This is a genomic window from Williamsia sp. z71, assembly GCF_059553375.1.
In genome coordinates, this window is record NZ_JCANWX010000007.1 from 185531 (window position 1) to 212109 (window position 26579).

At 64.4% G+C, this 26579-nt stretch carries 28 protein-coding genes; 13 read left to right on the plus strand and 15 right to left on the minus strand.

The features are described from left to right. Positions 1-3: 3 nt before the first annotated feature. From AC51GR_RS18155 to AC51GR_RS18180, 6 genes are all read right to left on the minus strand, one after another. Positions 4-1209: a hypothetical protein gene (locus AC51GR_RS18155; RefSeq protein ID WP_496326046.1), complete on the minus strand. Its 1206-nt coding sequence runs from the start codon at positions 1207-1209 to the stop codon at positions 4-6. A 342-nt stretch (positions 1210-1551) separates the two neighbouring features. Further along, positions 1552-2151: a DUF3558 family protein gene (locus tag AC51GR_RS18160; RefSeq protein WP_496326047.1), complete on the minus strand. Its 600-nt coding sequence runs from the start codon at positions 2149-2151 to the stop codon at positions 1552-1554. Between the two features lie 8 nt (positions 2152-2159). Continuing rightward, entirely contained in the window at positions 2160-2474 is a 315-nt protein-coding gene (locus tag AC51GR_RS18165) for a hypothetical protein (protein WP_496326048.1), read from the minus strand. 111 nt (positions 2475-2585) lie between these two features. Next, positions 2586-4157, minus strand: coding sequence for an HNH endonuclease signature motif containing protein (locus AC51GR_RS18170; RefSeq protein ID WP_496326049.1), 1572 nt, complete (start codon positions 4155-4157; stop codon positions 2586-2588). A 77-nt stretch (positions 4158-4234) separates the two neighbouring features. Further along, positions 4235-5410, minus strand: a complete 1176-nt coding sequence (locus AC51GR_RS18175) for an aminotransferase-like domain-containing protein (RefSeq protein WP_496326050.1) — start codon at positions 5408-5410, stop codon at positions 4235-4237. Between the two features lie 147 nt (positions 5411-5557). Then, positions 5558-6976 (minus strand): NAD(P)H-quinone dehydrogenase, encoded by a 1419-nt coding sequence (locus tag AC51GR_RS18180; RefSeq protein ID WP_496326051.1) that lies wholly within the window; start codon positions 6974-6976, stop codon positions 5558-5560. A 119-nt stretch (positions 6977-7095) separates the two neighbouring features. On the opposite strand from AC51GR_RS18180, the gene AC51GR_RS18185 reads away from it, so the two are divergent. Next, the gene (locus AC51GR_RS18185; protein WP_496326052.1) at positions 7096-7584 is read left to right on the plus strand and encodes a gamma-glutamylcyclotransferase; all 489 of its coding nucleotides are present in this window, start codon (positions 7096-7098) and stop codon (positions 7582-7584) included. Between the two features lie 36 nt (positions 7585-7620). Here AC51GR_RS18185 and AC51GR_RS18190 read toward each other — a convergent pair whose 3' ends face one another. The 3 genes from AC51GR_RS18190 to AC51GR_RS18200 are packed head-to-tail and all read right to left on the minus strand — an operon-like array spanning position 7621 to position 10772. Beyond that, positions 7621-8802 carry a M20 family metallopeptidase gene (locus AC51GR_RS18190; protein ID WP_496326053.1) on the minus strand — a complete coding sequence of 394 codons (1182 nt, stop codon included), beginning with the start codon at positions 8800-8802 and terminating at the stop codon, positions 7621-7623. 36 nt (positions 8803-8838) lie between these two features. Next, positions 8839-10038: an amidohydrolase gene (locus AC51GR_RS18195; RefSeq protein WP_496326054.1), complete on the minus strand. Its 1200-nt coding sequence runs from the start codon at positions 10036-10038 to the stop codon at positions 8839-8841. A 41-nt stretch (positions 10039-10079) separates the two neighbouring features. Next, complete coding sequence (locus AC51GR_RS18200; RefSeq protein ID WP_496326055.1) at positions 10080-10772, minus strand: enoyl-CoA hydratase/isomerase family protein; 693 nt, start codon at positions 10770-10772, stop codon at positions 10080-10082. A 109-nt stretch (positions 10773-10881) separates the two neighbouring features. Between AC51GR_RS18200 and AC51GR_RS18205 the strand changes: the two genes are divergently transcribed. From AC51GR_RS18205 to AC51GR_RS18225, 5 genes are read left to right on the plus strand one after another with little or no spacing between them, the layout of a single operon-like run. Continuing rightward, positions 10882-11721: a purine-nucleoside phosphorylase gene (locus AC51GR_RS18205; RefSeq protein ID WP_496326056.1), complete on the plus strand. Its 840-nt coding sequence runs from the start codon at positions 10882-10884 to the stop codon at positions 11719-11721. A gap of 7 nt (positions 11722-11728) precedes the next feature. Continuing rightward, complete coding sequence (locus AC51GR_RS18210) at positions 11729-13360, plus strand: phospho-sugar mutase (RefSeq protein ID WP_496326057.1); 1632 nt, start codon at positions 11729-11731, stop codon at positions 13358-13360. Positions 13361-13369: 9 nt separating this feature from the next. After that, positions 13370-13966 (plus strand): hypothetical protein, encoded by a 597-nt coding sequence (locus tag AC51GR_RS18215; RefSeq protein ID WP_496326058.1) that lies wholly within the window; start codon positions 13370-13372, stop codon positions 13964-13966. Positions 13967-13998: 32 nt separating this feature from the next. Continuing rightward, positions 13999-14778, plus strand: coding sequence for an ABC transporter ATP-binding protein (locus tag AC51GR_RS18220; protein ID WP_496326059.1), 780 nt, complete (start codon positions 13999-14001; stop codon positions 14776-14778). A gap of 30 nt (positions 14779-14808) precedes the next feature. Beyond that, positions 14809-15222, plus strand: a complete 414-nt coding sequence (locus AC51GR_RS18225) for a VOC family protein (RefSeq protein WP_496326060.1) — start codon at positions 14809-14811, stop codon at positions 15220-15222. A 16-nt stretch (positions 15223-15238) separates the two neighbouring features. Here AC51GR_RS18225 and upp read toward each other — a convergent pair whose 3' ends face one another. Next, positions 15239-15862, minus strand: coding sequence for a uracil phosphoribosyltransferase (upp, locus tag AC51GR_RS18230; RefSeq protein ID WP_496326061.1), 624 nt, complete (start codon positions 15860-15862; stop codon positions 15239-15241). Positions 15863-15914: 52 nt separating this feature from the next. Between upp and AC51GR_RS18235 the strand changes: the two genes are divergently transcribed. Together AC51GR_RS18235 and AC51GR_RS18240 are read left to right on the plus strand one after the other, a co-directional pair. Next, on the plus strand, positions 15915-16232 hold the full coding sequence (locus tag AC51GR_RS18235) for a type VII secretion target (protein ID WP_496326062.1): 318 nt from the start codon (positions 15915-15917) through the stop codon (positions 16230-16232). Next, positions 16232-17335, plus strand: a complete 1104-nt coding sequence (locus tag AC51GR_RS18240) for a C40 family peptidase (protein WP_496326238.1) — start codon at positions 16232-16234, stop codon at positions 17333-17335. The genes AC51GR_RS18235 and AC51GR_RS18240 overlap by 1 nt, the downstream gene beginning before the upstream one ends. Before the next feature lie 19 nt (positions 17336-17354). On the opposite strand, the gene AC51GR_RS18245 is transcribed toward AC51GR_RS18240, so the two are convergent. Further along, positions 17355-17519, minus strand: a complete 165-nt coding sequence (locus tag AC51GR_RS18245) for a hypothetical protein (protein WP_496326063.1) — start codon at positions 17517-17519, stop codon at positions 17355-17357. A gap of 157 nt (positions 17520-17676) precedes the next feature. Here AC51GR_RS18245 and AC51GR_RS18250 point away from each other — a divergent pair, with 157 nt between their 5' ends. Continuing rightward, positions 17677-18972, plus strand: coding sequence for a SatS C-terminal domain-containing protein (locus tag AC51GR_RS18250; RefSeq protein ID WP_496326064.1), 1296 nt, complete (start codon positions 17677-17679; stop codon positions 18970-18972). A 94-nt stretch (positions 18973-19066) separates the two neighbouring features. Here AC51GR_RS18250 and AC51GR_RS18255 read toward each other — a convergent pair whose 3' ends face one another. From AC51GR_RS18255 to AC51GR_RS18265, 3 genes are read right to left on the minus strand one after another with little or no spacing between them, the layout of a single operon-like run. Continuing rightward, positions 19067-20182, minus strand: a complete 1116-nt coding sequence (locus tag AC51GR_RS18255) for an adenosine deaminase (RefSeq protein WP_496326065.1) — start codon at positions 20180-20182, stop codon at positions 19067-19069. Beyond that, positions 20179-21486 carry a thymidine phosphorylase gene (locus AC51GR_RS18260; RefSeq protein WP_496326066.1) on the minus strand — a complete coding sequence of 436 codons (1308 nt, stop codon included), beginning with the start codon at positions 21484-21486 and terminating at the stop codon, positions 20179-20181. Before AC51GR_RS18260 ends, AC51GR_RS18255 begins: the two co-directional genes overlap by 4 nt. After that, positions 21479-21901, minus strand: coding sequence for a cytidine deaminase (locus AC51GR_RS18265; RefSeq protein ID WP_496326067.1), 423 nt, complete (start codon positions 21899-21901; stop codon positions 21479-21481). The genes AC51GR_RS18260 and AC51GR_RS18265 overlap by 8 nt, the downstream gene beginning before the upstream one ends. A gap of 224 nt (positions 21902-22125) precedes the next feature. Between AC51GR_RS18265 and sdhC the strand changes: the two genes are divergently transcribed. From sdhC to AC51GR_RS18285, 4 genes are read left to right on the plus strand one after another with little or no spacing between them, the layout of a single operon-like run. Then, complete coding sequence (gene sdhC / locus AC51GR_RS18270) at positions 22126-22530, plus strand: succinate dehydrogenase, cytochrome b556 subunit (RefSeq protein ID WP_496326068.1); 405 nt, start codon at positions 22126-22128, stop codon at positions 22528-22530. 13 nt (positions 22531-22543) lie between these two features. Further along, entirely contained in the window at positions 22544-22996 is a 453-nt protein-coding gene (locus AC51GR_RS18275; protein ID WP_496326069.1) for a succinate dehydrogenase hydrophobic membrane anchor subunit, read from the plus strand. 28 nt (positions 22997-23024) lie between these two features. After that, the gene (sdhA, locus tag AC51GR_RS18280; RefSeq protein WP_496326070.1) at positions 23025-24779 is read left to right on the plus strand and encodes a succinate dehydrogenase flavoprotein subunit; all 1755 of its coding nucleotides are present in this window, start codon (positions 23025-23027) and stop codon (positions 24777-24779) included. Beyond that, positions 24779-25570, plus strand: coding sequence for a succinate dehydrogenase iron-sulfur subunit (locus tag AC51GR_RS18285; protein ID WP_496326071.1), 792 nt, complete (start codon positions 24779-24781; stop codon positions 25568-25570). Before sdhA ends, AC51GR_RS18285 begins: the two co-directional genes overlap by 1 nt. A 76-nt stretch (positions 25571-25646) precedes the next feature. Here AC51GR_RS18285 and AC51GR_RS18290 read toward each other — a convergent pair whose 3' ends face one another. After that, positions 25647-26564, minus strand: a complete 918-nt coding sequence (locus tag AC51GR_RS18290; protein WP_496326072.1) for an HpcH/HpaI aldolase/citrate lyase family protein — start codon at positions 26562-26564, stop codon at positions 25647-25649. Positions 26565-26579: the final 15 nt, after the last annotated feature.

Here is a 26579-nt window from a genome sequence, read left to right on the forward strand (position 1 = left end):
TCGCTACTGTTGTGTGTCGTCTGGGCCTTTACCGCCAGGCGCGTCGGGTGATTTTGAGCTTTCATCTGGTCCCAGATCCAGGACACGGGCCCAATCACCGAGGACGGGTGGACCCACCAGCGGCAGGCGCCCGACCATTTCTTCCCCGTTCTCGCGGGTGTGCAGGTACGACGGCGCGCGATGCTCCCCGTCCTTGTCTTTCCCCGCTCCGCGGCCGCCGGCAGGTGACCCCATCGGACTTCCGCCCCGGGAACCGGCCGAGGGTGTGGCGCCGGCCGATTGATTGGCGCCGGTTGCCGGTGTCACCAGCGGAGCAGCTATCCGACGCCCGAGCGGACCAGCTTCCGAGCCGGCGCCTCCGAGTGCGCTGCCTCCGACTCCCCCGCCACCGGCGCGTCCGGCGCCCGAACCCATTCCAGAACCGATACCGGACACCCCACCGCGTGCACCGTTCAGCGCCGCGGCCGACGTCAGTCCGCCGGCACCGGCACCGCCGGCCACCGGCGCACCGAACGCCCCGTTGAGCGGGCCGGGCGTCGATCCGTCTCCGCTCTCACCAGAACCGTCACGACCGCTTCCGAGAGTGAAAGGCGTGTCGCCGGCCTGACCTCCCATGTAGGCAGCTTGATCATTGCCTGGGCCATTCGGCCCGCCTGGACCGTCTGGGCCATTTGCACCGATCGCGCCCGATCCCGCGAGTAGCGCAGGACCGGTGTCTCCTGGTCCGCCGCCCGAACCACCTCCACCAAGGGCATTCGCCAGACTCGGCTCAAAGCCCGCACCGAGTTGCGGCAGCGGGGCGGCGTCGTACTCGGGCAGTGAGCCGTTCGCGCCGATGACCGGGTTGCTGTACGAATCCGTCATCGTCTTTGCGATCAGGGCCCGATGCACCGCTCGCTCCATGGTGTTGTCACCGCCACCGTCCCCGAACTTGGCGTCCAGATCTGCAACGTTGCCCTGCGTTTGCGACAGAATCCCCGCGATGGCTGAAATCTGATCCGCGATTTTCAGTCCGATTGCTGCCGAACTGTCGGTGTGTCGAATCCCGGCGACCGTTGCTCGGTGCGAGCCATTGACAGTTTCACCGCTGAACTCCCCTTCCGGATACAGCTTCGGAAGAGCGGATTCATAGACCGCCGCAGCTGCCTGGATTCGACTGGCAATCAGCCTGATCGCCTCAGCATCAGCCTCTGCCGAACTGGGCTGCATACTCGCGCACACCCGACGCATCTCATCGAGCGCATGGCTCACCCAATCCGTCGGATCAATCGACCTCGGCGCCACAATCTCCCCCCGATCCCCCTCACAGCACTCCCCAGCGCCGACTTGCTGCAGAAGTGTAGAGCAACGGTTCCCGCAACGTCATCGAAGTGACGACGCACGTCAACATGCGTCTGGTCCGTCCTAACCCATCGATAGTCACAGCGGCCTTACCGCGAAGCAACCAAACTACAGCGATTCGTCCGAAATCAGTAGCCCGAAAAACAAGATATACTTTGAAGAATCAAACAAGGACGGAATCCCGTACCGAAGGCGATCGTATTCACTATTTCACCCCGGAATTTTTCCAATGTATGCACGCGTGAAGTCCTCCGCTATTCGACAAGACTCCATCGTCGAACGCGCTTCGGGCGCCGTCGATATTAGGACGTTCGTAACCACGGCAGCCGAGAACGACTGCACATACGTTGAGCAAGTACCTTCGTGATCATTAAGACCAAACACCCCAACTGCCCTCCCCTCTACAAGGATGTCTGGCTTCCAATCTAACTCCGGTGTGGTTTTTCGATATTCATTCAGCGAGACCGAATTCGTTACAACCTGCCCGAGCGAAAACGTCTCTCTCATTATCCATCTACATCCCCGCACGCCCTGGCCGTTCACAATGGCAGCATCTTCAATTTCCCCTGGGTCGATATTGAATCGCTTAAGCTCAGCGCTCGAAAATGCGACGCACGGCTCATAAGGAGTCCCGTCATTGGATGGATTCCATCGTTCGGGAAACTTAGTCTCGAACGGCAACGGAACTGGAGTACCCGACGTCTCTGTAAGGCTTGGCCCAGAATCGCTGGGTGCCGAGACGGCATCAGTTGTCTCAGCGACACTCTGGCAAGACACAACGAAGAACAAAGTTGCCAGCAGTCCGGCCACGCGACAATTCAATTGGAAATCCCGTCGGCAGCTTCCACGTCAACGCCGACAAGATCCAACTTCGACGAACGGCACTGAGCTGCCAGCCGGTTAAGGTAACTTGACTCTGAATCCATAGCTTGACTGAACGAGCCGTCGGCACCATGCAAGAGCTGCCGGAGATTCTCAAATACGGCCTTGCCCTCAACGCAGTTCCCGGCCCAGTTGACGGCGAGCAGATCTCGCAAGGCCGCCTCCTCTTCCACCAACGCCTGAGCAAACGTCTCTGCAGCCTTGGCTACCGTTTCCCACTGTTCATCGGTGAACTGCACTTCGTCGGCCATGTCCCCTCCTCGCAGAGATCTCCCACCTGAGGTACGACGTTAGCCGGTAGCGTTCGGTTCCAACCAGTGTTGAACTCGGCAATCTCGCTGAACACGATGTGGGCGGTCCCGCTACTCATCCAACTGTTCGCCCTGGTCAGGCCCATTCGACTCGGGATCGGGTTGGACCTCAGGTTCGCGGTCCGTCAGTTCCGCCAACTTTTCGGCCAACACGGCCCGGCGATCGGCCAGTACCTTCTCCCAGGCTGCTGCCAAGGTTTCGTTGACATGCTGGGCCCGGTTGACCCGCGGTTTCCGTTCCGGATCCACCGACGCCGGCGGTATCCAGCCGACCCGACCCGTGTCGGGCCCTTCGGTGATCATGATCGTCTGCCACTGATGCGGTCCATCACCGATGAGTTTGTGGTGCGGCGGGCACGCCGATCCCATCATGTCGATATCGGTCAAACCACCATTGATCCAGGCAAGCAGATGATGGGCCTCGACCCAGGTCGCCGGATTGGTACAACCAGGATGCGAACACCCCCGATCCCGGACGAACAACGCCAACCGTTGCCCCTTCTGCGCAGTGCGTTTGGTCCGGCCGAGATACAACACCTCAGCGGAGTGGTCAGCAAAGACAGCCAGATATTTGTCCGACCGCGCCGCCAAATTCAGGGCCTCGTTGACCGGAATGTCCACCCCCGACGCCGTTCTGGCGATCCCCGCACACTCGTCAAGCTGCTCTTTGGTCATCGTGATGACCAACTGCGCCGGCAAACCCCGATGCGACTTCCCAAGCAGATTGCACTCCAAAATCGTCTTCAGGATCGCCTTGAGCGCGTCGTGGAATTGTTCGCCCTTCGAGCGGGTATCGCGTTCGGCGGCAGCCTTGATCAGCTCTTGATCTTGCTTCGGATCATCGGACGCCCCGGTCGGCGAGTTCGGGTCGGCCGGATTGTTCATCCCCGGCGCCGCCCACACATCCATCACCGTCCTCAACAAGGCCAGCGTTTCGGGGTCGAGGGTGCCGGTGATCTTGGCCATCAAATCCACCCCCTGATCCCCGATACCCAGCGACCGTTTACGGGCCCGATCCGAATCATCGGTCAACCGGCCATCAGGGTCGACCCGGGCCAACACCGCGCGGCCGGCGGCGGTCAACTGGGTGGGATCCTGGCCGACGGCCTCTTCGGTCATCCAATGATCGACCACGTCATACACTGCCGGATCCGAGGCCGACGGGATCTGCTTGCGCACATCCAACATCACATCCATATGCGCCGCCCCGATCAAACCTTTCGACCACGCCTGCTCGGCCGCAGGGCATTTCGGCGCCAACACCTCACCCTGCAACGTATGGAATCGGCCGACCGCCTCCAGGCCCCGGATCCGGGACATGGTTTGCCCTTTGCTCAGCCGCAACTCGCTACGGGTGAAACCGAACAGTGACGAATACCCGGCTTCGGTAAACGATGACCGATCCGAGACCCGCAACAGGTGACGCAACCCGGTGAACTCGACCTTACGGGCGATCCGTTCATGCACCCGCACAAGCTCATTGACTTCCGCGCCAGACATATCGGAATCAGCGCAGTCCGCGATATCGGCAACGAGCAACTCCAACTCGAGGTACATGCGCACCAGTACCGGAACCGGCGAGGAATCAACCGAAGAGTCAACAGGTGGATCGTCAGACATCATGCCCCCCAGCACATCTGATCATAACGCTTTCAATCAGTCTACCCCAGAAGACACCTCATGTCGAACACCTTTTCGAATTATTTCGATGAATTTTCCGCTGCCGCAGCAAATCTCCGAACCGCCTCGTCCAACTCCTCGGGCCCAAGAGCAGAGAAGCTGAGTCGCAGGCAGTCGCTGAAGTCTGCCTCCACCCCGAACGCAGCACCCGGCACAAATGCCACACCGCCGGCCACGGCATTCACCAACAATTGCGAAGTGTCCACTCCCGGCATCCGTGCCCAGCAGAACATGCCACCCTCGGGCTCCGAAAACTGAACCATTTGTCCCAGGTATCGACGCAGCGCACCGGTCAAAGCCATTGCACGCAAACGGTATTCATCCTGTACGTGGGCCACATGCATATCGAGCCACGCTTCGTCATCGAGCAACTCGGCCACCATCAACTGGCTGAAGGTCGATCCGCACAGGTCCGCACCCTGGCGTAACAATTCCACCATTGAAATCACCTCAGGTGGACCAGTCATCCAACCCACCCGCAGCGCGGGTGCCAGAATCTTCGATGCCGATCCCAACCGGACCACCCGATCACCATGCGCGGCAATCGGTTCGACGTCATCACCCGAGAACCGTAACCGGCCGTACGGATCATCTTCGACAACGATGAATCCATAGCGATCGGACAACCGCGCCAGTTCCATTCGCGTCGAGGCCGTGGCCGTCACACCGGCAGGATTGTGAAAGTTGCTGACGGTGTGCACTATCCGGGGACGCTCGCCCGCCTCGAGCAACTCACGCAATGCTCCGACATCGCATCCCGACGCAGTGATCGGTAGCGCACGCACTCGCGCCCGCACCGACTGGAAGACCTGCAGCGCGCCCACGTACACCGGATCGTCCACCACCACTAGATCACCGGGATTGACGAGGGCATGCGCCAAGAGGAACAGCGCCTGTTGCGAGCCATGGGTGAGCAGAACGCGACCGGGATCATCGGTCCCGAGATATCGGGCCACCGCCTCGCGGCACGGGTACACCCCTGCGCTCACGGTGTATTGCAATGCGGCGGGATCAGCGCTGATGCGCGCAGCCGACTCGGAGATCCGCGCCGCAGGGATCAAGTCGGTGGCAGGCAAACCGCCGGCCAGACTCAGCACATCAGGTTGTTCGGTCAGCTTCAGCAGATCGCGGATCGCCGAGCCGCGAATGTTCGCCAACGCGTGCGATGGTGCGTAAGAACTTTCGACAACAGACACAGGCAATCACTCTCCACAGCAGCAGGTATCAACGATGCTTGGTGATGAGAGTGGTCACCGAATAAGGCGCGCCAGTGTGAGTCGCAAAACCCAGGCTAGCGCGCCTTAATCGAAAAATGAAATGCGTTTCCCAAATTGTGGGAAGGGTCAGTCCAGGTCGTCGTGCCGGACGAGCTGCCGAGCGGCCTCCGTGATCGAACCGGACAGCGATGGGTAAACCGAGAACGTCTGCGCCAGGTCACTGACCATCAGCTTGTTCTGCACCGCGAGAGCGATCGGAAGGATGAGTTCAGATGCATTGGGCGCCACCACGACTCCGCCGATAACAACACCCGTTGCCGGACGGCAGAAGATCTTCACGAAGCCACGGCGCAGACCGCTCATCTTCGCTCGCGGATTGGTCGCCAGCGGGAGCATCACCGTTCGGGCCGGGTACTCACCGGAGTCGATGGCCTGCTGGCTGACACCGACGGTCGCGATCTCGGGCCGCGTGAAGATCGCAGACGCAACGGTCTTGAGGCGGATCGGCGACACACCTTCACCCAGAGAGTGGTACATCGCGATACGTCCCTGCATGGCGGCCACGGATGCCAGCGGGAGCAGCCCGGTGCAGTCCCCGGCGGCGTAGATACCGGGTACTGCGGTCCGCGATACCCGGTCGACGTTGAGGTAACCGCCACGACCGAGTTCCAGGCCGACATTCTCCAGTCCGAGATCGTCCGTGTTCGGAACCGATCCAACTGTCATCAGACAGTGAGAACCCTCAACGGTGCGCCCATCGGCAAGAATGACTTTCACACCATCGGCCGTGCGCTCGACTTTGTCGGCACGTGCGTGCTTGACCAGCGTGACGCCGCGCTCGGCCAACACGTCTTCGAGGACGAGTGCTGCGTCCTCGTCCTCGTGCGGCAGCACCCGGTCCCGACTCGAGACCAACGTCACCGGAACTCCGAGCTCGGTGTACGCGTGCACGAACTCGGCACCGGTGACACCCGAACCGATGACGACCAGGTGTTCGGGGAAATCATTGAGGTCGTACATCTGACGCCAGGTGAGAATCCGCTCACCGTCGGGCTTGGCGTCCGGAAGAACTCGGGGCGACGCGCCGGTTGCGACCAACACCACATCGGCGTCGAGGATCTCTTCGGCTTCCTCGCTGCCGTCGGCTCCGAACGGCGTCGCGACAATCTTGTGTCGGGCAAATCCGGCCTCGGGTGTAGCGAGGCGGCCACGGCCGTGAATGATCCGGACACCCTCGCTCAGAAGCCGGGAGCGGATGTCGGACGACTGGGCAAAGGCGAGGTCCTTGACGCGCTGATGGATCTGCGGCAGTGACACCAGCGCACCGTCGTATCGAAGGTTGATTCCCAGGTCAACGGCGCGGCGGACGTCCGTCCGGATCCCGGTCGATGCGATGAAGGTCTTCGACGGCACGCAATCCCACAGGACACAGGCACCGCCCATTCCGTCGCTGTCGACAATGGTGATGTCGGCACCGTAGGTGGCGGCGGCGAGTGCCGCCTCGTAGCCGGCGGGTCCTCCACCGAGGATCACGATTTTGGTCATTTCAGGTCAACTCCCAGGGATGTCGGATGGGCCTGCCGGCGGGGTGGCGCCACTAGAGAATCTAGTCGATCGCCTGTTGCACTTTCCCGATGGGGAGCTGACCATCTAGGCTCCTCTCCGTGCCCATCTACGCCGCCTATGGCTCAAACATGCATCCCGAGCAGATGCTCATGCGTGCCCCGCACTCTCCGATGGCGGGCACCGGGTGGCTGTACGGCTGGCGACTGACGTTCGGCGGCGGCGACATCGGCTGGGAAGGCGCACTGGCAACGGTCACCGAGGATCGCGACGATCCCGATGCCCGCGTATTTGTCGTCTTGTACGACGTCACCGAGGACGACGAGTCCAGCCTCGACCGCTGGGAGGGGTCCGAACTCGGGATCCATCGCAAGATCCGTTGCCGCATCACCACAGCCAACGGTCCGGTCCTCGCCTGGCTGTACGTCCTGGATGCCTTTGAAGGTGGCCTGCCGTCCGCGCGCTACCTCGGCGTCATGTCCGAGGCAGCCGAAATCGCCGGTGCACCATCGGATTACGTGCATCAGCTCCGCGTCCGCGAATCACGGAATGTCGGTCCGGGACCAGATAGCCCCGGACCGGATCACTAGCCCGGATAGCCCGGCCAGCCCGGCCGCCCGCGACCGCTAGCGGTTGCGCAGGCTCGCCTGCAGGACAATTCCGGCCAGCGTCCGCACACCGACCGCGAGTGCACGCTCGTCGAGGTCGAAGTTCGGCTGATGCAGGTCCACCTGCGGTCCGCGGCCGGACCAGACCCCGAGCCGCGCCATCGCACCCGGAACGTTTTCGAGATACCACGAAAAGTCTTCTCCACCACCGGATTGCGCGGTGTCGGCCAGTGCGTCGGGGCTCACCGACAAGATCGCGTCGCGGAAGATCTCGGTGGAGATCGAATCGTTGACCACAGGCGGGACACCACGCTTGTAGATCAGGTCGTAGCGCACGCTCAACGGCGCCAGCAGCCCTTCGATGATCTCCCGGACCAACGGCTCGAGTAGCGCCCAGGTGGCGTGGTCGCCCGTACGCACCGTGCCACGCAAACGGCCCTCTTGCGGAATCGCATTCGGCGCATCGCCGGCATGTGCCGAACCCCACACCATCACGGTGCTGGTTCGCGGATCGATCCGGCGCGACAGCACCCCGGGCAGTCCGGTGATCACGGTGCCCATGGCGTACACGAGGTCCGCGGTCAGGTGCGGGCGCGACGTGTGGCCTCCGGGTGAATGCAACACCAGTTCGACATGATCGGCCGCCGAGGTGATCGGACCACGCCGCAATCCGACCTTGCCGACCTCGAGTTTCGGATCACAATGCAGCGCATAGATCTGCGACACACCACGCGTGACACCGGCGGTGACGGCATCCAGAGCGCCACCGGGCATCACTTCCTCGGCTGCCTGGAACACCAGCCGTACACCGATCGGCAGATTCTCCATCGATGCCAGGGCCTTGCCCACCCCGAGCAACATCGCGGTGTGCCCGTCGTGCCCACAAGCATGCGAGACGCCCTCGACGCTCGAGCTGAACGGCAGCCCGGTCAGCTCGGAGATCGGCAGTGCGTCCATGTCGGCGCGCAGCGCCACCAATGGCCCGGCCGGGCCGATGTCACAGACCACACCGACACCCTGGGGCAGCACCCGCGGGGACAGGCCGGCCTTCGTCAGTTCGTCGACAATGATGCCGGTGGTGCGCAGCTCACTTCGCGACAGTTCCGGATGGGTATGGAAATCCCGACGCCACGCCACCAACTGCGCGGTGTTGGCGTTGATCCAACCGTCCAGATCTTTCAGGAAACGTTCTGCGTCCACGTATTGCCCACTCATATTCTCGTCACACACTCATCGTCATCTGCCCGCGTTGCGCGGGACTGAACCAATTCGTTTTTCCTGCTCCTGCAGGAGGTCTTCACGCCACTGCGGATCTGCCGCTGCGCGTGCGGCGGTGGCTGCCAGCGCCAGTGCGCCGTCGACAACCGCCCGATCGGCCGAGGGCGACGCCGCAGCGGCCGCGAACTCGATCTCATGGGTTCCGGCGCCGTTGCTATCGATTCCGATCATGGGGTGGATGGACGGCAGCACATGGCTGATGTTGCCCATGTCGGTGCTGCCGAGGGGGCGAACTCCCTCGAGTGCGGCCGGCATGACCTCGCGTCCGAGGTCGGCGATCGCACCCCGGTAGGCCGCGAGCAGTCGTTGATCGTGCCGGAGCTCAACATAAGTCGGCGACACGGTCGCGATCTCGTACGTGCAACCCGCCGCCAGCGCACCGGCCGCGAAACACGCTTCGGCGCGCTCGCGAAGATCTGCCAGCGATGCCTCATCGACGGCACGGAGGTAATAGAGCAATTCGCTGTGCCCGGGCACGATATTCGGGGCGGTGCCGCCGTCGCTGACGATTCCGTGGATCTGCTGGCCCGCCTTCAGGTGTTGACGGAGCAATCCGAGGGACACCTGGGCGATGGTGCCTGCGTCCGCGGCGTTGCGGCCGCGTTCGGGTGCAGCAGCGGCATGGGATTCGACACCGGTGTACCGAATTGCCAGATCATCCAAGGCCAATGACCGGCTGGCCACTTCGTCCATCCGGCCCGGGTGCACCATCAAGGCCATCGCGACCGGATCGAAAACGCCGGCCCGGGCCATCACGATCTTCCCACCGCCGGTCTCCTCGGCGGGCGTGCCGAGGACCACGACGGTGATGCCGAGTTCGTCGGCGACCTCTGCCAGACCACGGGCCGCACCGACCGCGGTCGCGGCGATCATGTTGTGGCCGCACGCATGCCCCAAACCGGGCAAGGCGTCGTACTCGGCGCACAGACCGACCACCAGATCACCCGAGCCGTAGGACGCGGTGAACGCCGTGGGCAGGTCGGCAACCCCGGTGGTGATGTCGAAGCCGTAGCCGTCGAGCAGACTGGTCACCTTGGCGACGCTGCGATGTTCGGAGAACGCCAATTCCGGTTCGGCATGTATCGAATGGGACAACTCGATCAGGTCGCCGGCCACTGCCTGTACGGCACGCGCGCCTCGCTGCCCGATCTGTGTCATCGGTTCATTGTCTCACCATCGCGATTGCGGCCTGATCCGACTTAACCAACCAGGTTGGGCGGCGTCGGGTATGCGAGGTCGGCGAGCAGTGGTTCGCGGAGACCCTTCTTGATCATCTGCAGAGCCGGTCCGGCCAGCGCGCTACGTCCCCCGGCGATGTCGGTGGCCGTGGAGACCAGCGCCTCGACGTCGACGGCCTGCTCGACGATTCCGGCCGCAACCGCGTCGAGACCGCCGTACCGACGGCCGGTGGTCATCGCCTCGGTGGCCGTGGCGTCGGTCAACCGGGTCCGGATCAGCGTCGCCATGCCCCGGGTGAACGGCATTCCGAGCAGTACCTCGGGCAGCGACCAGAAACCTCTCTCGGTCCGCATCACCCGGTGGTCAGCACACAGCGCCAACATGGCACCGGCACCGAAAGCGTGACCGTTCACCGCGGCAACGGTGGGCTGCGGGAACGTCAGGATCCGGGTGAACAGGGCGTGGACGCGGTCGAGGTACGCCGGAAGTTTGTCGCCATTGGCTCCGATGTAGTCCACATCGAGGCCGTTGGAGAAGAACTTTCCGGTCGCGGTGATGACCAGCGCGCCCGGCTTGTTGTCGGCGACCTCATCGAGGCAGGCATTGATGGCGTCGAGCCAGTCGATTCCGAAGCGATTGTCGGAATCACTGTCGTCACCCTCTGCGCCCAGATAGAGCGTGTGGACGGCGTCATGTGTGGTCACGTACGGCATGTCGCGAGCCTAGCGGTCGCCGCCTTTTTCGATTCGACGGACACTCACTGTCTGCAGCAGACCCCCCACAGAGCGCGAACCCCACCCCATTTCGCCTTAGGGTTGTCCCATGGCAACCGACGGACCCGACGTGATTCCAACCAGCTCCGATCCGACGATCGACCCCACCGGCGCAGCGCAGGCGGCCGCCGACGCGATCGCCGCGGCAACCGGCAAACCGGGTCACGACGTGGCCGTGGTCCTCGGCTCGGGATGGGCGCCGGCCGCTGCCGCCTTGGGTACCGCCGATACCAGCATCCCGATGGCGGAGCTGCCCGGCTTCACCCCGCCGAGTGCGGCAGGACACTCCGGCACCGTCCACTCGCTGCGCATCGGCGGCCGTTCGGTGCTGGTGTTGTTGGGCAGAACCCATGCGTACGAAGGACATCCACTGGGCAGCGTCGTCCACGCGGTCCGGACCGCCGCCAAGTGCGGGGTCGAGACGATCGTGCTGACCAACGCGGCCGGTGGTCTGCGCAGTGACATGGCGGTCGGCCAACCGGTACTGATCAGTGATCACCTCAATCTCACGGCCCGCTCCCCGCTGATCGGCGCGCAATTCGTCGATCTCGTCGACGCCTACTCCCCGCGTCTGAGAAAGATCGCGCAGGCCGTGGATCCCACGCTGGCCGAAGGCGTTTACGCCGGACTTCCCGGCCCCCACTACGAAACGCCCGCCGAGATCAACATGCTGCGCGTCCTGGGAGCCGACCTGGTGGGCATGTCGACCGTGCACGAGACCATCGCCGCCCGCGCGGAGAAGATGTCGGTCCTGGGCATTTCCCTGGTCACCAACCTTGCCGCCGGCATCACCGGCGAGCCGCTGAACCACGAAGAAGTTCTCGAAGTCGGCCGCGCTTCGGCCACCCGGATGGGCCACCTGCTGGCCCAGGTGATCGAACAGATCTGAGGCGGCGATGACGACTCCGGATGCGGTGCAGGCCTGGATCGACGCCGATCCCGACCCTGCGACCCGAGCCGAGATCGCGGCGTTGAACAGCGATGATCTCGCCGAGAGATTTTCCGACACACTCCATTTCGGTACCGCGGGGCTGCGCGGTCCGGTCCGCGGCGGGCCGCTGGGCATGAACGTCGCCGTGGTCACCAAGGCCACTGCCGGCGTCGCGCAATGGCTGATCGACCACGGCCATGCCGGCGGCACGGTGGTCGTCGGGCGAGATGCCCGCCACGGATCGGAGGACTTCTACGCCGCCACCGCGGAAGTCCTTGCCGCACAGGGATTCGACGTGGTCGCGCTGCCCGACCCCGGCCCGACCCCGCTCGTCGCCTTCGCCGTCCGGAGCCTGGGCGCCGTCGCAGGAATCCAGATCACCGCCTCACACAACCCGCCTGCCGACAACGGTTACAAGGTGTACCTGGACCAAGGGGCACAACTGGTTCCGCCTGCCGACGCCGAGATCGAACAGCTGATCGCGGCCACCGCTCCGGCCATCGACATACCGCGGACCGCGGTGACACCCGACAACCGGGCCCGCGACAACATCGAGCAATACCTGGCCCGCATCGTGGCGCGGTTCGGCCACCGCGAACACCGTAAGATCCGGATTGCCCTGACCGCCCTGCACGGGGTCGGCGGCGACATCGCGGTACAAGCCCTGCGTGAGTGCGGCTTTCACGACGTCACGGTCGTCGGCTTGCAGCACAGTCCCGATCCCGATTTCCCGACGGCGGCGTTCCCCAACCCTGAAGAACCCGGTGCGGCGGACCTGCTGCTGGCGCTCGCGGCCGACATCGACGCCGACATCGCCATCGCCCTGGATCCCGACGCCGACCGCTGTGCCGTCGGCGCGTTGATCGACGGCACCTGGCGGATGCTCACCGGCGACGAGACCGGTGCGCTCCTCGGCGCCCAGATCATCGCCGAGCACGCCGGCCAGGATGTGCTGGTGGCCAACACGATCGTCTCCGGCAGCCTGCTGGGGAAGATCGCCGCAGCGGCCGGGGTCCGCTACGCGGCAACGCTGACCGGGTTCAAGTGGCTGGTCCGGGCCGGCGACGGCCTGGTCTACGCCTACGAAGAAGCCATCGGCCACTGCGTCGACCCGGACGCCGTCCGGGACAAGGACGGCATCAGTGCAGCGGTCGCGCTCAGTGTCCTCGCCCAGGGTCTCGCCGATTCCGATCGCGACATCGCCGACCGTCTCGACGAAATCGCAACCGAGCACGGTGTCCACCTGAACGGCCAGTATTCGCTGCGGGTCGACGACCTCGCCCAGATCGCGGCGATCATGACGGACCTGCGGACGAATCCGCCGCAGCACCTGGACGGGATCGCGGTCGACGCCGAGGATCTACTCGAACGTCCACCGGGCCGGGCCACCGATGCCGTGCAGCTCACCGGCACCTCGGGAACCGGCCGGATCCGGGTCATCGCCAGACCATCGGGCACCGAACCGAAGCTCAAGTTCTACCTGGAGGTCGCCGAAACCCCGGGCCCGCCGTTGGCCACCGCACGAGGTGCGGCGCAGGCTCGAATGTCCGCGATCACCGCTCAAATCACCGCCTACTGCGACGCTGGTCGCCGGTAGGGTGAGCGCGTGAGCGGAAACCATTACCCGACACCCCCACCGCGATCTCCATGGTCGTCACCGGTTGTGATCGGTGCGATCGTGGCCGGCGCACTCGTGTTGGCGCTGGCCGTCCTCCTCGGCTTTCTCCTGATCCCGTCGGATGACTCCACGGCCGAGGCCGAGGACAGCAGCACAAGTGCCGGCCCGCAGGTGTCGACGCACACCGTGACGGCCGAGCCGTCGACCGTGACCGCGACCCCCTCGCCGACACCGACCACGACGACCTCGACGCCCGTCGCTCCGGTCCCGAATGTCCCGGGCACCGATCAGCAGGGCTTTGTCAGCGGTCCGCGTTGCAACGGGCCGGAAGACAGCGTTGTCATGGTCGGCCAGACGGACCAGTCGAGAATTGTCATCTGCCAGTCAGGCCCGTCCGGCCCGTACTACTACAAGGGCCTGGCGAACGGTCTGGGCGTCGAGATCCCGGGTCCGACCCGTACCGGGAACCAGTTCGTGGCGTTGAACCTGGACACCACGTACGAGATGACGCCGTCGACCCTCACCATCGCAACCAACGGCGTGGTCTCCTCGCGTGAGCCGATGCTCTACTACTGGACCAATTGATCGTGACACCAACCGAATCGGATACTGCACCCATGCCGGAGGTTCTGCACGCCGCCGCGATCGACGTGGTCCGAGGTGGACGATATCTGTTGCGGGACATCGATTTCACCGTCCGTCCCGGTGAGCACTGGGCACTGCTGGGGCCCAACGGGGCAGGCAAGTCGACGCTTCTGCACATCCTCGGCGCATTCGGGCACCCGACCCGCGGCACGGTGGATGTCCTGGGCCACCGCCTGGGCCGCGTCGACATGCGGGAATTGCGTACGCACATCGGACATGTCGACCCGCGACACCGACTTGATCTTCCGTTGAGGGCACACGACGTCGTCCTGTCCGGACTGACCAACACCCCGGAACTCGACCCGCGTCGCACCTACACCGCAGCCGAGCATCGCCATGCCGACGACCTCCTCGAGCTGCTCGGGATGTCTGCACGCCGCGAATCGGTCTGGACCACGATGAGTCAGGGCGAACGCGGCCGCACCCTGATCGCGCGCGCACTCATGCCGCGACCGTCACTGCTGTTACTCGACGAACCCGCCACCGGCCTGGACCTCGCCGCCCGCGAACAGCTGCTGACCAGCATCGACCAACTCCGCAGTGAGGTCACCGACCTGGCCAGTGTCATGGTCACCCACCACCTCGAAGACCTGCCGACCAGCACCAGTCATGCCCTGCTGCTGCGGGATGGCGAAACGGTCATCGCCGACCGCGTCGAGGTGGCCCTCACATCGGCGACGATCACCAAGTGCTTCGACCACCCGGTCACGGTCACCCGCGATGGCGGACGGTGGACGGCGCGCAGCAGCTAGAGCCGCACACGACAACCGAAAGGCAAACCCATGACAGCTGACTTTCCGTCGATCGGTGCCATCCACCACGTCAGCATCACTGTTGCCGACCTCGACCGGAGTATCGACTGGTACCGATGGGTCCTCGGCTTCGAGGTCACCGGCCGCCGACAGACGGACGGCGCCGACAAGGCGATGCTGACCCACAGCGGCGGGCTCAGCATCAGCCTCATCTCACACGGAGCGCGTGCGAAACCCGACAGATTCTCCGAGTTCCGCCCCGGGCTCGATCATCTGGCCTTCGAAGTCGCCGACCTCGACGAACTGGAACGTTGGCGATCCATACTGGACACCGCCCAGATCGAACACAACGGGATCGTGGCCGGGATGATCGGACACCTCATCGCCTTCCGCGACCCTGATGGCATCGCCCTCGAGTTCTACACCCGCCGGCCGGCCATCTGATCCGGCTACGTCCCGGTCAGCGGGGCCCGAACTGGCGGTCACCGGCGTCGCCGAGACCCGGTGTGATGTAGGCGACGTCGTTGAGGCCGTCATCGATGGCAGCAGTCACCAGCCGAACCGGAAGTCCTGAATCACTCAGTGCCGTCACACCTTCGGGCGCGGCCACCACACACACGGCGGTGATGTCGGTGGCTTTGCGGGTCACCAGCAACTCGATCGTGTGGATCATCGAACCACCCGTGGCGAGCATCGGATCGAGGACGAAGACGGGCTGGCCGGACAGGTCGTCGGGCAGCGACTCGAGATACGGCACGGGCTGATGGGTGTCCTCGTTGCGAGCGATGCCCACGAATCCGACATTGGCCTCTGGCACCATCGCGTGCGCCTGCTCGACCATGCCCAGGCCGGCCCGCAGCACGGGTACCAGCAGTGGAGGCGTGGCCAGTCGGACACCCTTGGTCTCGGTCACCGGCGTCGACACCGAGATCTCGGTCACCGGAGCACCGATCAGCGCCTCGTAGATGAGCATCTGGGTCAGGTCTGACAACGCCCCGCGAAACGCCGCGTTATCGGTGCTCTTGTCGCGCAAGGTGGTCAGTCTGGCCGCGGCCAAGGGATGATCGACAGTCCGGATCTGCATGCGATAACCATACGAGGGGAACCAGACCGCCGTCTCATCGCGTCGTAAACCCATGACTTCGGTATCCGTGGAACCCGCCGCCCTGACCGCTGCTGCTGCCGGAACGCGATCGGTGGGCGCCGAGATCGCCGCATGCGCAGCCACCGGGCGCATCGAGGCGGCCGCGCTCATGCCGGCGTTCGGACTCATGGGAGCGGAGTTCGCGGCGGCCGCGGTGATGGTCACCGACCGGCACAGTCGCGCGCTCACCGACCTCGCGGCCCGGATCGACGCGCTGGCCACCGACCTACAGCAATCCGCCGCTACGTACTCCGGCACCGATCACGGAAATGCGCGCCAGATCAGCGACCAACAGGTCGAGGCAATGTGATGATCCCCGTCGAGATCCTGATCGCGCCGCTGCAGGCATTGCTCGCCACCCTCGGGACCGGCGTCCTGCCCGGTGGTGCACCCGCCACCCAATTGAGGGCCATCGCAACAGTTCTCGACGATTCGCGCGCCGGCCAGTACCGAGTGAACACCGAACTCAAACCGCAGTGGTCCGGGACCGGCGCGAACTCGGCCATCGCAGTTCTGGACGAAGCGGTCGTCGCGGCGGCCACCTACTCCGACGACAGCGTCGCCATCGCCGACGTCATCGAGTCGGCCGGTGACACCGTGCGGCAGGGCGCCCTCGAACTCGAGGCCATCCTGGAATCGTTCGTCACGATCGCGGTCGCAATGGGCCCGACGCTGTTCACCCCGGCGGGCATCACGGCGATCCTCCCGGTCGCGATGGCCCACCTGCAACGCGGTATCGACGTCGTCGAACGCACCCGAACGAAGCTGGCCGCCGACACCGACAGAATCCTCCAGATCGGCCGGATACCCGCACCCGCCACCACCGGCCCGGCCACCACTGATCCGGTCACCACCCAACTCGTCCGGGTGGGCACCGAACTCGGCAATCTCGCACACGCCGCTTTCGGGCCAGCCACCGCGGCCGCACCGCCGACCACGCCGGAAACCGGACTGCCGCACGACCCGAACGCCGCATCGACGGTCCCCGCCGGCCTGTCCGCGATCAACCCCGACGGCACCGGCGTCGCGATCACCCTGCCCGACGGCTCCGTCGCCCATGCCCCCAACGAGCGCGCCGCCAAGGCAGTGCGGGCCGCGTTGAGCCAGCAGGGCGTGCCCTACGTGTGGGGCGGGACCACTCCGGGCGTGGGCCTCGACTGCAGCGGCCTGACCCAGTGGGCGTACCGCGAGGCCGGCGTCGAACTGCCCCGCCTCGCCCAAGAACAGGACACCGCCGGGGTCGCGGTCTCCCAGGCCGACCTCCAACCCGGCGATCTCGCCGTCTGGTCCGGACACGTCGCGATGTACATCGGTAATGGCCAAATGGTTGAGGCCGGCGACCCGGTCAGCGTTTCAGCAGTCCGGACCACGAACCTCGACCAGACATTCGAGGGCTTCTACCGGCCCACGTGAGCCCCACCCCGCGTGGTGACTACAAACCGCGGCGAACGATTTCGTCCGCGTAGCGCCGGATCCGCGCCTCGATGTAAGGCAACTCGTCGGCGTCGTCCACCGCGATGGCCAACTCGCGGGCCTGCTGCGCCGCAACCAGGCCGGGGCGCAGCTCCGCATCCTCCATCGTCTCTGGATCTCTCACGCCCGCCATCGTCCCATCGCACGGTCGGATCGCACCCCACTTTCGAGGGCTTTCACCGGCCCACCTCAGAGCCGGTGACAAATTCATGGCAAAGCCACAGCGGTAATGGTGAGGCGAGGTGGCCCATGGTCATCATCGGTGACTAGGCTCTGTCCCCATGGCCGGAGACATCGTCCCAATTGAACTCGTGATCACTGAAGGCAACACCTTTACCCTGTGGGCTCCCCGCTGGCGTGAGGGTGATGACGAGTGGGAGGCGTTCCTGGGTCTCGACGAAGATCTGTACGGATTCAGCTCGGTCGCAGACCTCGTCGCGTTCGTCCGCTCGGGCGCCGAGAACGATCTCGATGAGCACCCCGCCTGGAACACCGTCGTCGGACTCAAGGCCGACGAGTTCGAACCGGCGCAGGACAAGTCCTACGACCTCATCGCTGTCCCGGAACTCGCTGCCGAAGACCCGACGCCCGAGGTCATCGCCAAGCTCGAAGATGTTCTCGAAATCGTCCGGATCATCGGCGAGGTCTGCGAACTGACGCCGATCACCAAGTTCTTCAACGGCAATCCCATCCTGGGCGCGGTCACCACAGGTACGCGCAACTTCGTCGGCAAAGACGGCGCCGAACTGTGGGAGCGCATCGGCACTCTCATCGACAAGCGTTGGGACGACGTCATCGACGCGATCGACGACGTCATCAGCACTCCCGAGGTCGACGCCGAGGCCGTCGCGGTGGCCGAGGCCGAGCTCCTCGCCGCTGCCAGCGCGGAAGACGAGGACGAGCCCGACGAAGACGAGGACGTCGAGATCGTCGCCGGTGATGACGTTGACGATGAAGACGATGAAGACGACGACGACGACCTCGTTGATGAAGACGACGACGAGTACGACGAAATCGACGAAGACGACTTCTGGGCCTCGGTCGGTATCGACCCCATCCAGATCGTCACCGCCGAGGGTGAATTCTTCTCGCTCCGTTGCTATCTGGACGACGACCCGGTCTTTCTCGGCAAGAACGGCAAGATCTACGCATTCACCTCCAAGCGCGCGCTGGAGCGGTACCTGGCCGACGACAACGACCACGACCTGTCGCCGATCAGCACCTTCGAGGACATCCAGGTCGCGGCCACCGACGGCTCTCTGGAGATCGACGTCTACGAGGACAACGTCTACGTGCTGCCGGGTCTGACCGACGACATCCTCGACGGTCCCCGCCGCATCGACCGCAAGCAACTCGAATTGGCCGTCGAACTGCTCACGGACGCAGCAGATTATGCGGACGACGATTCGGTGGCCGAGGCATTGGGTTCGACCACCCCGCTCGGCTGGTTTGTCGACTACGCACTCAACCCCGACCCGAAGCGGATGGCACCGAGCCCGCCGTTCGACAACGAGTCCGAAGCGTGGCGAGCACTCGAGCACGACTTCGATACCCGCTTGGAAAAGAAGCGCGGCTAGTACGCGAGGGGTGGCCCTGAAACCAGTCAAATAAGGGGGCGGCGAGGGAACATATCCCTCGCCGCCCCCGTATTGGCCAGTTTTTCAGGGCTGGTCAGCCGATCAGCACCGCATAACCCGGCTTGATCACGTCGTCGATGATGGACAGGCGTTCGTCGAAGTGGATGAACGCTGATTTCATGGCGTTGACCGTGAAGCGTTCCAGATCAGACCATCCGTAGCCGAACTGGTCGACGAGCACCTTGCATTCCCGACTCATACTGGTATCGCTCATCAGTCGGTTGTCCGTGTTCACGGTGACCCGGAACCGTAGACGGGCAAGCACATTGAACGGATGCTCGGCCAGGCTCGCCACCGCACCGGTCTGCACATTGGAGCTCGGGCACAGTTCCAGCGGGATCCGCTTGTCCCGGACATAGTTCGCGACGTCCCCCAGCTGCGCACCATTGAATGCGTCCGCGGCGAGGTCGGAACCCTCGGGCAACGTGATGTCGTCGATGACCCGGACCCCGTGTCCGAGCCGGTCGGCACCACAGAAGCTGATGGCCTCATGGATCGACGGCAAGCCGAAGGCCTCGCCGGCGTGAATGGTGAACGGTGCATTCGAGGCCCTCATGTACTCGAACGCGTCGAGATGACGGCTCGGCGGGTAGCCCGCCTCTGCGCCGGCGATGTCGAAGCCGGCCACACCCTGATTCCGGTATCGGACGGCGAGCTCGGCGATCTCTCGGGAGCGCGCTGCATGTCGCATGGCGGTGACCAGGGTGCGAACCTGGATCCGGCGGCCCCGGGCAGCGGCCTCGGCGGTGCCGTCGGTGAAGCCGCGCAATACCGCCTCGACGACCTCGTCGAGTGTCAGCCCCGCCTCGAGATGCTGTTCCGGCGCAAACCGGACCTCGGCGTAGACAACGCCGTCATCCGCCAGATCCTCGGCGCACTCCCGGGCGACCCGTTCGAGAGCCGACACGGTCTGCATCACGGCCACCGTGTGTTCGAACGTCTCCAGATATCGGACCAGCGAGCCGCTGTCGGCCGCCTCCCGGAACCATGTCGCGAGGTCTGCGTTGTTGTCGGCGGGCAGTGATGTGTACCCGGCTTCGTGAGCGAGCTCGAGCACCGTTTCCGGACGCAGGCCACCGTCGAGATGATCGTGGAGCAGCACCTTGGGAGCGAGCGCGATGGAGGACAGATCCAGCGGCGATGATGTCATTCCTCGACGGTAACCCGATCGATCACCCGGGACCCGGTCTGCGGGGCCACCGAACCGATCACCGCCGCCTCTGCGAGTGCGTGAGCTCCGGCGCTGAATCGCTCCGGTGTCTGCGTGTACATGGTGAACAGCGGGTCCCCGACCCGCACCGTCTGCCCGGCCACCGCATGCCATCGGACGCCCGCTTCGGCCTGCACGGCCTGGCCCTGGCGTTCGCGGCCCGCTCCCAGACGCCAGGCCGCGACCCCGACCGCCATCGCGTCGATCGACTCGATCACCCCGGCTTTCCCGGCTCTGATGACCTGTTCGTGATCCGCCTGCGGCAGAGGGGCATTCGGATCACCGCCCTGTCCGGCGATCATCGCCTCCCAGAGGTCCATCGCCTTGCCGTTGCGAAGATTGTCGGCCGGGTCGACCCCGGTGATGCCACCGGCGGCCAGCATCTCGCGGGCCAGTGCCACGGTCAGTTCCACCACGTCGGGCGGGCCGCCGCCGGCGAGTACCTCCAACGATTCGGCAACCTCCAGCGCATTACCGGCCGTCAGGCCCAGCGGCTCGGACATCGATGTCAGCAGCGCCGTCGTCCGCACACCGGAGTCATTGCCGATCTCGACCATGATCTGGGCGAGCTCGCGGGCGTCGGCCTCCGACTTCATGAACGCTCCGGAACCGACCTTCACGTCGAGCACCAGTGCACTGGTCCCCTCGGCGATCTTCTTGCTCATGATGGAGCTGGCGATGAGCGGGATCGACTCGACGGTTCCGGTGACGTCGCGCAGTGCGTACAGCTTCTTGTCGGCGGGCGCCAACGCCGAACCGGCCGCGCACACCACGGCACCGACCGATTCGAGTAGTTCGGTGATCTTGGTGTTGGTGAGGTCGGCGCGCCAGCCCGAAATGGCTTCGAGTTTGTCCAACGTCCCTCCGGTGTGACCCAGGCCACGTCCCGACAACTGCGGCACCGCAATGCCATACGACGCCACCAGCGGGGCGAGCGGCAACGTGATCTTGTCGCCCACGCCGCCGGTCGAATGCTTGTCGACGGTCACCAACCGCTCACCACCGCGCTGCAGCGCAGTGAAATCCATGCGTTCGCCGGTGTTGATCATCGCGGCGGTCCACCGGGCGATCTCCCGACGGTCCATGCCGCGCAACAGGATCGCCATCGCCAGCGCGGACATCTGTTCGTCGTGGACAAGGCCGGCGGTGTAGGCGCTCACCACCCAATCGATCTGGCCATCGCTCAGGGCCCCGCCATCACGCTTTGTCCGGATCACCGAGACCGCGTCGAAAACCTCAGCCACGGCCGTCACCCGACACTCGCCCGGCGGCCAGGTCAGAGGGACCGAAATGGTCCGGCAGCAACTCGCCCAAGGACTTCGGGCCACCGGGGTGATCGATCAACATCTGCGGTCCGCCGTGTTCGAGCAACACCTGCCGGCAACGCCCGCAGGGCATCAGGATCTCGCCCCGGCTGTCGGTGCAACTCAGAGCGATCAGTCGCCCACCACCGCTTACGTGGAGGTTTCCGGCCAAAGTGCACTCCGCGCACAGGCCTAATCCATATGAGACATTTTCCACATTGCAACCGGTCACAAAACGTCCATCGTCGACTATTGCGGCCGCACCCACCGGATAGCCCGAATAAGGCGCATAGGCAGACCTCATTGCCCCAACCGCCTTGTCGCGCAATACTTCCCAGTCAATTTCCGGTGCCACAGGACAACCCTTTCGCCATCGACGCCCACGCAGCCGGACGTCACGTACACGCCAAAACCTTGGTAAGGCAAACCTAATTCGAGATGTGTTGCAGCTCATCTCCACTCGGGCAGGATTCTTTCTCACAACAGCTTAGGTTTATGGTTTGTGACGTGGGTCCACGATCGAGCAGCCCGGAACCGCGCTCGACGCGTCCATCAACGATGTTGGAGGCCAATTTCTCGATGAGCATTCCTACCGAGACCGCGCCCAAACCGGTGCGCAAGCGCTCGTTGTACCGGGGCGACCCAGGCATGTGGTCCTGGGTGCTGCACCGGATAACCGGCGTATCTATTTTCTTCTTCCTCTTTGTACACGTACTCGACACGGCAGTGATCCGGATCGATCCGGACAAATACTCCGAGATCATCGAGACGTACAAGAACCCGATCATCGGTCTGATGGAGATCGGCCTCGTCGCCTGCGTGCTGTACCACGCGTTGAACGGTGTCCGGCTCATCCTGGTCGACTTCTGGTCCAAGGGCCCGAAGTACCAGCGTCAGATGCTGTGGACGATCTTGACCTTGTTCGTGATCATCTTCGGCGCAGCGACGGTACGTCTGCTGCAGCTGCTCGTGGAACACATTTAGGAAGGCGCCGCAGATGACCGCATCACAAGCACCTCGGATCGCCAAAACCTACGGCACCGACCACGATCGTCCGGCCAGCCTCGACAACCCGCGCTCACCGCGCCGGCCCAAGGGCGGCAACTTCGAGAAGAACGCATGGCTCTTCATGCGCTTCTCCGGACTTGCACTGATCATCCTGACCATCGGCCACATGTTCATCATGTTGGCCTGGGACGACGGTGTGCACCGGATCGACGCCTCGTTCGTCGCCGCCCGCTGGAAAGAGCCGTTCTGGCAGGTCTGGGACATCAGCATGCTGTGGCTCGCCCAGCTTCACGGAGGAAACGGCGTCCGTACCGTGATCGCCGATTACTCCCGCAAGGACTCGACCCGCTTCTGGCTGAACGTGCTGCTGGGCCTGTCGATGATCCTGGTGCTGCTCACCGGCACCTACGCCCTGCTTACCTTCGACGTGAACAGCGTCTAGACCCGGCCCGAATCGGAGCAACAAACACATGCAGGAACATCGTTACGACGTAGTCATCATCGGCGCCGGCGGCGCCGGGATGCGCGCGGCCATCGAGGCCGGGCCGCGCGCCCGCACCGCCGTGCTGACGAAGCTCTACCCCACCCGTAGCCACACCGGCGCGGCTCAGGGCGGAATGTGCGCAGCACTGGCCAACGTCGAAGAAGACAACTGGGAATGGCACACCTTCGACACCGTCAAGGGCGGCGACTACCTCGCCGACCAGGACGCGGTCGAGATCATGGCCAAAGAGGCCATCGACGCCGTTCTCGATCTGGAGAAGATGGGGCTGCCGTTCAACCGCACCCCTGAGGGCAAGATCGATCAGCGCCGCTTCGGCGGACACACCCGCGATCACGGCAAGAGCCCGGTCCGCCGCGCCTGCTACGCCGCCGACCGCACCGGCCACATGATCTTGCAGACGCTGTACCAGAACTGCGTCAAGCACGATGTCGAGTTCTTCAACGAGTTCTACGCACTCGACATCTGCCTCACCGAGAACGAGCAGGGTGAGCAGGTGGCCACCGGTGTGGTCGCCTACGAACTCGCCACCGGTGAGATCCACGTCTTCCACGCCAAGTCGATCGTCTTCGCCACCGGCGGGTCGGGCCGGATGTACAAGACCACATCCAACGCCCACACCCTCACCGGCGACGGCATGGGCATCGTCTTCCGCAAGGGCCTGCCGCTCGAGGACATGGAGTTCCACCAGTTCCACCCGACGGGTCTGGCCGGTCTCGGCATCCTGATCTCCGAAGCCGTCCGCGGCGAGGGCGGAATCCTCCGCAACGCCGACGGCGAGCGCTTCATGGAGCGCTATGCCCCGACCATCAAGGACCTCGCGCCCCGCGACATCGTCGCGCGGTCGATGGTGCTGGAGGTCCTCGAGGGCCGTGGCGCCGGACCGAACAAGGACTACGTCTACATCGACGTGACCCACCTCGGCGAGGACGTCCTCAACGAGAAGCTCCCGGACATCACCGAGTTCGCCCGTACCTACCTCGGTGTCGACCCGGTCACCGAGTACGTGCCGGTGTTCCCGACCTGCCATTACGTCATGGGCGGTATCCCCACCAAGATCAACGGTGAGGTCCTGCGCAACAACGACGAGGTCGTCCACGGTCTGTATGCCGCCGGCGAATGTGCCTGCGTCTCGGTCCACGGCGCCAACCGTCTGGGCACCAACTCGCTGCTCGACATCAACGTGTTCGGCCGTCGCGCCGGCATCGCGGCCGCCGAGTACGCGCTCTCGACCGATTTCACCCCGCTCCCCGAGGCACCGACCGCCATGGTCGATGACTGGCTCGAGACGATCCTGTCCGAGCACGGACACGAGCGCGTCGCGGACATCCGCACCGAACTGCAGGCAACGATGGACGCCAACGCCTCGGTGTTCCGCACCGACGAGACCCTGACCAAGGTCTTGGGCGACATCCGCGGCTTCAAGGAGCGCTACAACAGCATCCGCGTGCACGACAAGGGCAAGCGTTTCAACAGCGATCTGCTCGAGGCCATCGAGCTGGGCTTCCTGCTCGAAATGGCCGAGGTTACCGTGGTGGGTGCGCTCAACCGCAAGGAATCGCGTGGCGGACATGCTCGGGAGGACTTCCCGGACCGCGACGACGCGAACTACATGAAGCACACGATGGCCTACAAAAAGGGCGACGGCCTGATCGCCCCGATCGAATTGGACTACAAGCCAGTGGTCCAGACCCGCTACGAACCGATGGAGCGGAAGTACTGATGACTCTCACCACTGATATCGCCGCCGCGCACAGTGACAACAACCCCCCGTTGCCTCCGGTCCCCGAAGAGGCGACCATGGTCACGCTCAAGATCAGCCGGTTCAACCCGGAGAATCCCGACGCACAGGGATTCGAGAGTTTCCGGGTGCCGGCTCTGCCGACCGACCGCCTTCTCAATTTGCTGCACTACGTCAAGGGCTACCTCGACGGCACCCTGACGTTCCGCCGGTCGTGCGCACACGGCGTCTGCGGCAGCGACGCGATGCGGATCAACGGCGTGAACCGCCTTGCCTGCAAGCTGTTGATGAAAGACATGTTGCCCAAGGACAAGTCGAAAGAGCTCACCATCACCATCGAGCCCATCAAGGGTCTGCCGGTGGAGAAGGATCTCGTCGTCGACATGGAGCCGTTCTTCGACGCGTACCGCGCCGTCAAGCCGTTCTTGATGACCAGCGGCAACGAGCCGACCCGCGAGCGCATTCAGAGCCAGACCGACCGCGCCCGTTTCGACGACACCACCAAGTGCATCCTGTGTGCCTGCTGCACCACGAGTTGCCCGGTGTACTGGAACGAAGGCAGCTACTTCGGTCCGGCAGCAATCGTCAATGCACACCGGTTCATCTTCGACAGCCGTGACGAAGGTGCCGCCGAACGCCTCGACATCCTCAACGACGTCGACGGTGTGTGGCGCTGCCGCACCACCTTCAACTGCACCGACGCCTGCCCTCGCGGCATCCAGGTGACCCAGGCGATCCAGGAAGTCAAGCGCGCGTTGATGTTTGCCCGCTAGATCGCACTGATCCGACTGACAAAATGGTCGCCGCCCTTTCGAGGGCGGCGACCATTTTCGTGTTCGAGACGGGCGATCAGTAGTGGTAGGTGTCCGACGGCGCCGGCATATGGTCCGGGTCGTCGTATTCCTGGTTGAACTCGATGCCGTACGCGCGGGCCAGATCCAGGATCTTGGTGCCGCGGGCGATGCGGGGCAGGTCTGATCCGTTGCGGATCTCTCCCCCGTCGCGCTCGTATTCGGCGAAGAACTCCAGCGCCCACGCGACCTCTTCGTGCGAGGGCGACAGTCCCTCGTTGACCGCGGCGCACTGATCCGGTGTCAGACAGATCTTTCCGGTCATCCCGAACTCCGCGCTGACCGCGGTGGCCTCACTGAGCTTGAGCGCCGACGACCCGACGGTCGGTCCGTCGATCGCGCTCGGCAGGTGCGCAGCCTTGGCCGCGATCGTGAACCGTGACCGCGCGTAGGCCAGGGTCGCCGGCTGATCGCCGAATCCGGTGTCCCGGCGGAAGTCGCCGATACCGAAGGCGAGGCGGAACGTGCCCTTCGCCGAGGCGATCTCGCTGATCCGCTCGAGTCCCCGGGCAGTTTCGACCAGGGCCACGATCGGCACACCCGGTAGCCGCTTGGCGGTTTCGGTCACGTGGTCCACCGACTCGACCATCGCCAGCATCACGCCGCCGACCTTGACGTCGCTCAATGCGGCCAGATCGTCGGCCCACCACTGGGTCCCGAATCCGTTCACCCGCACCCAGTCGCGATTTCCGGCGGCAAGCCACCGAACGACGTGGTCGCGGGCGGCGACCTTGTCCTTCGGGGCCACCGCATCCTCGATGTCGAGGACAACGATGTCGGCGCGCGATTGCACGGCCGGCTGGAAGCGTTCGTTCTGCAAACCGTTTACCAGGAGCCAACTCCGGGCGAGCACCGGATCGATGCGCGAGCCGATGTCGTCGGGGTCGGTGGCGATGGAAATCTTAGAGGCGTTCACAAATGAACATGATCC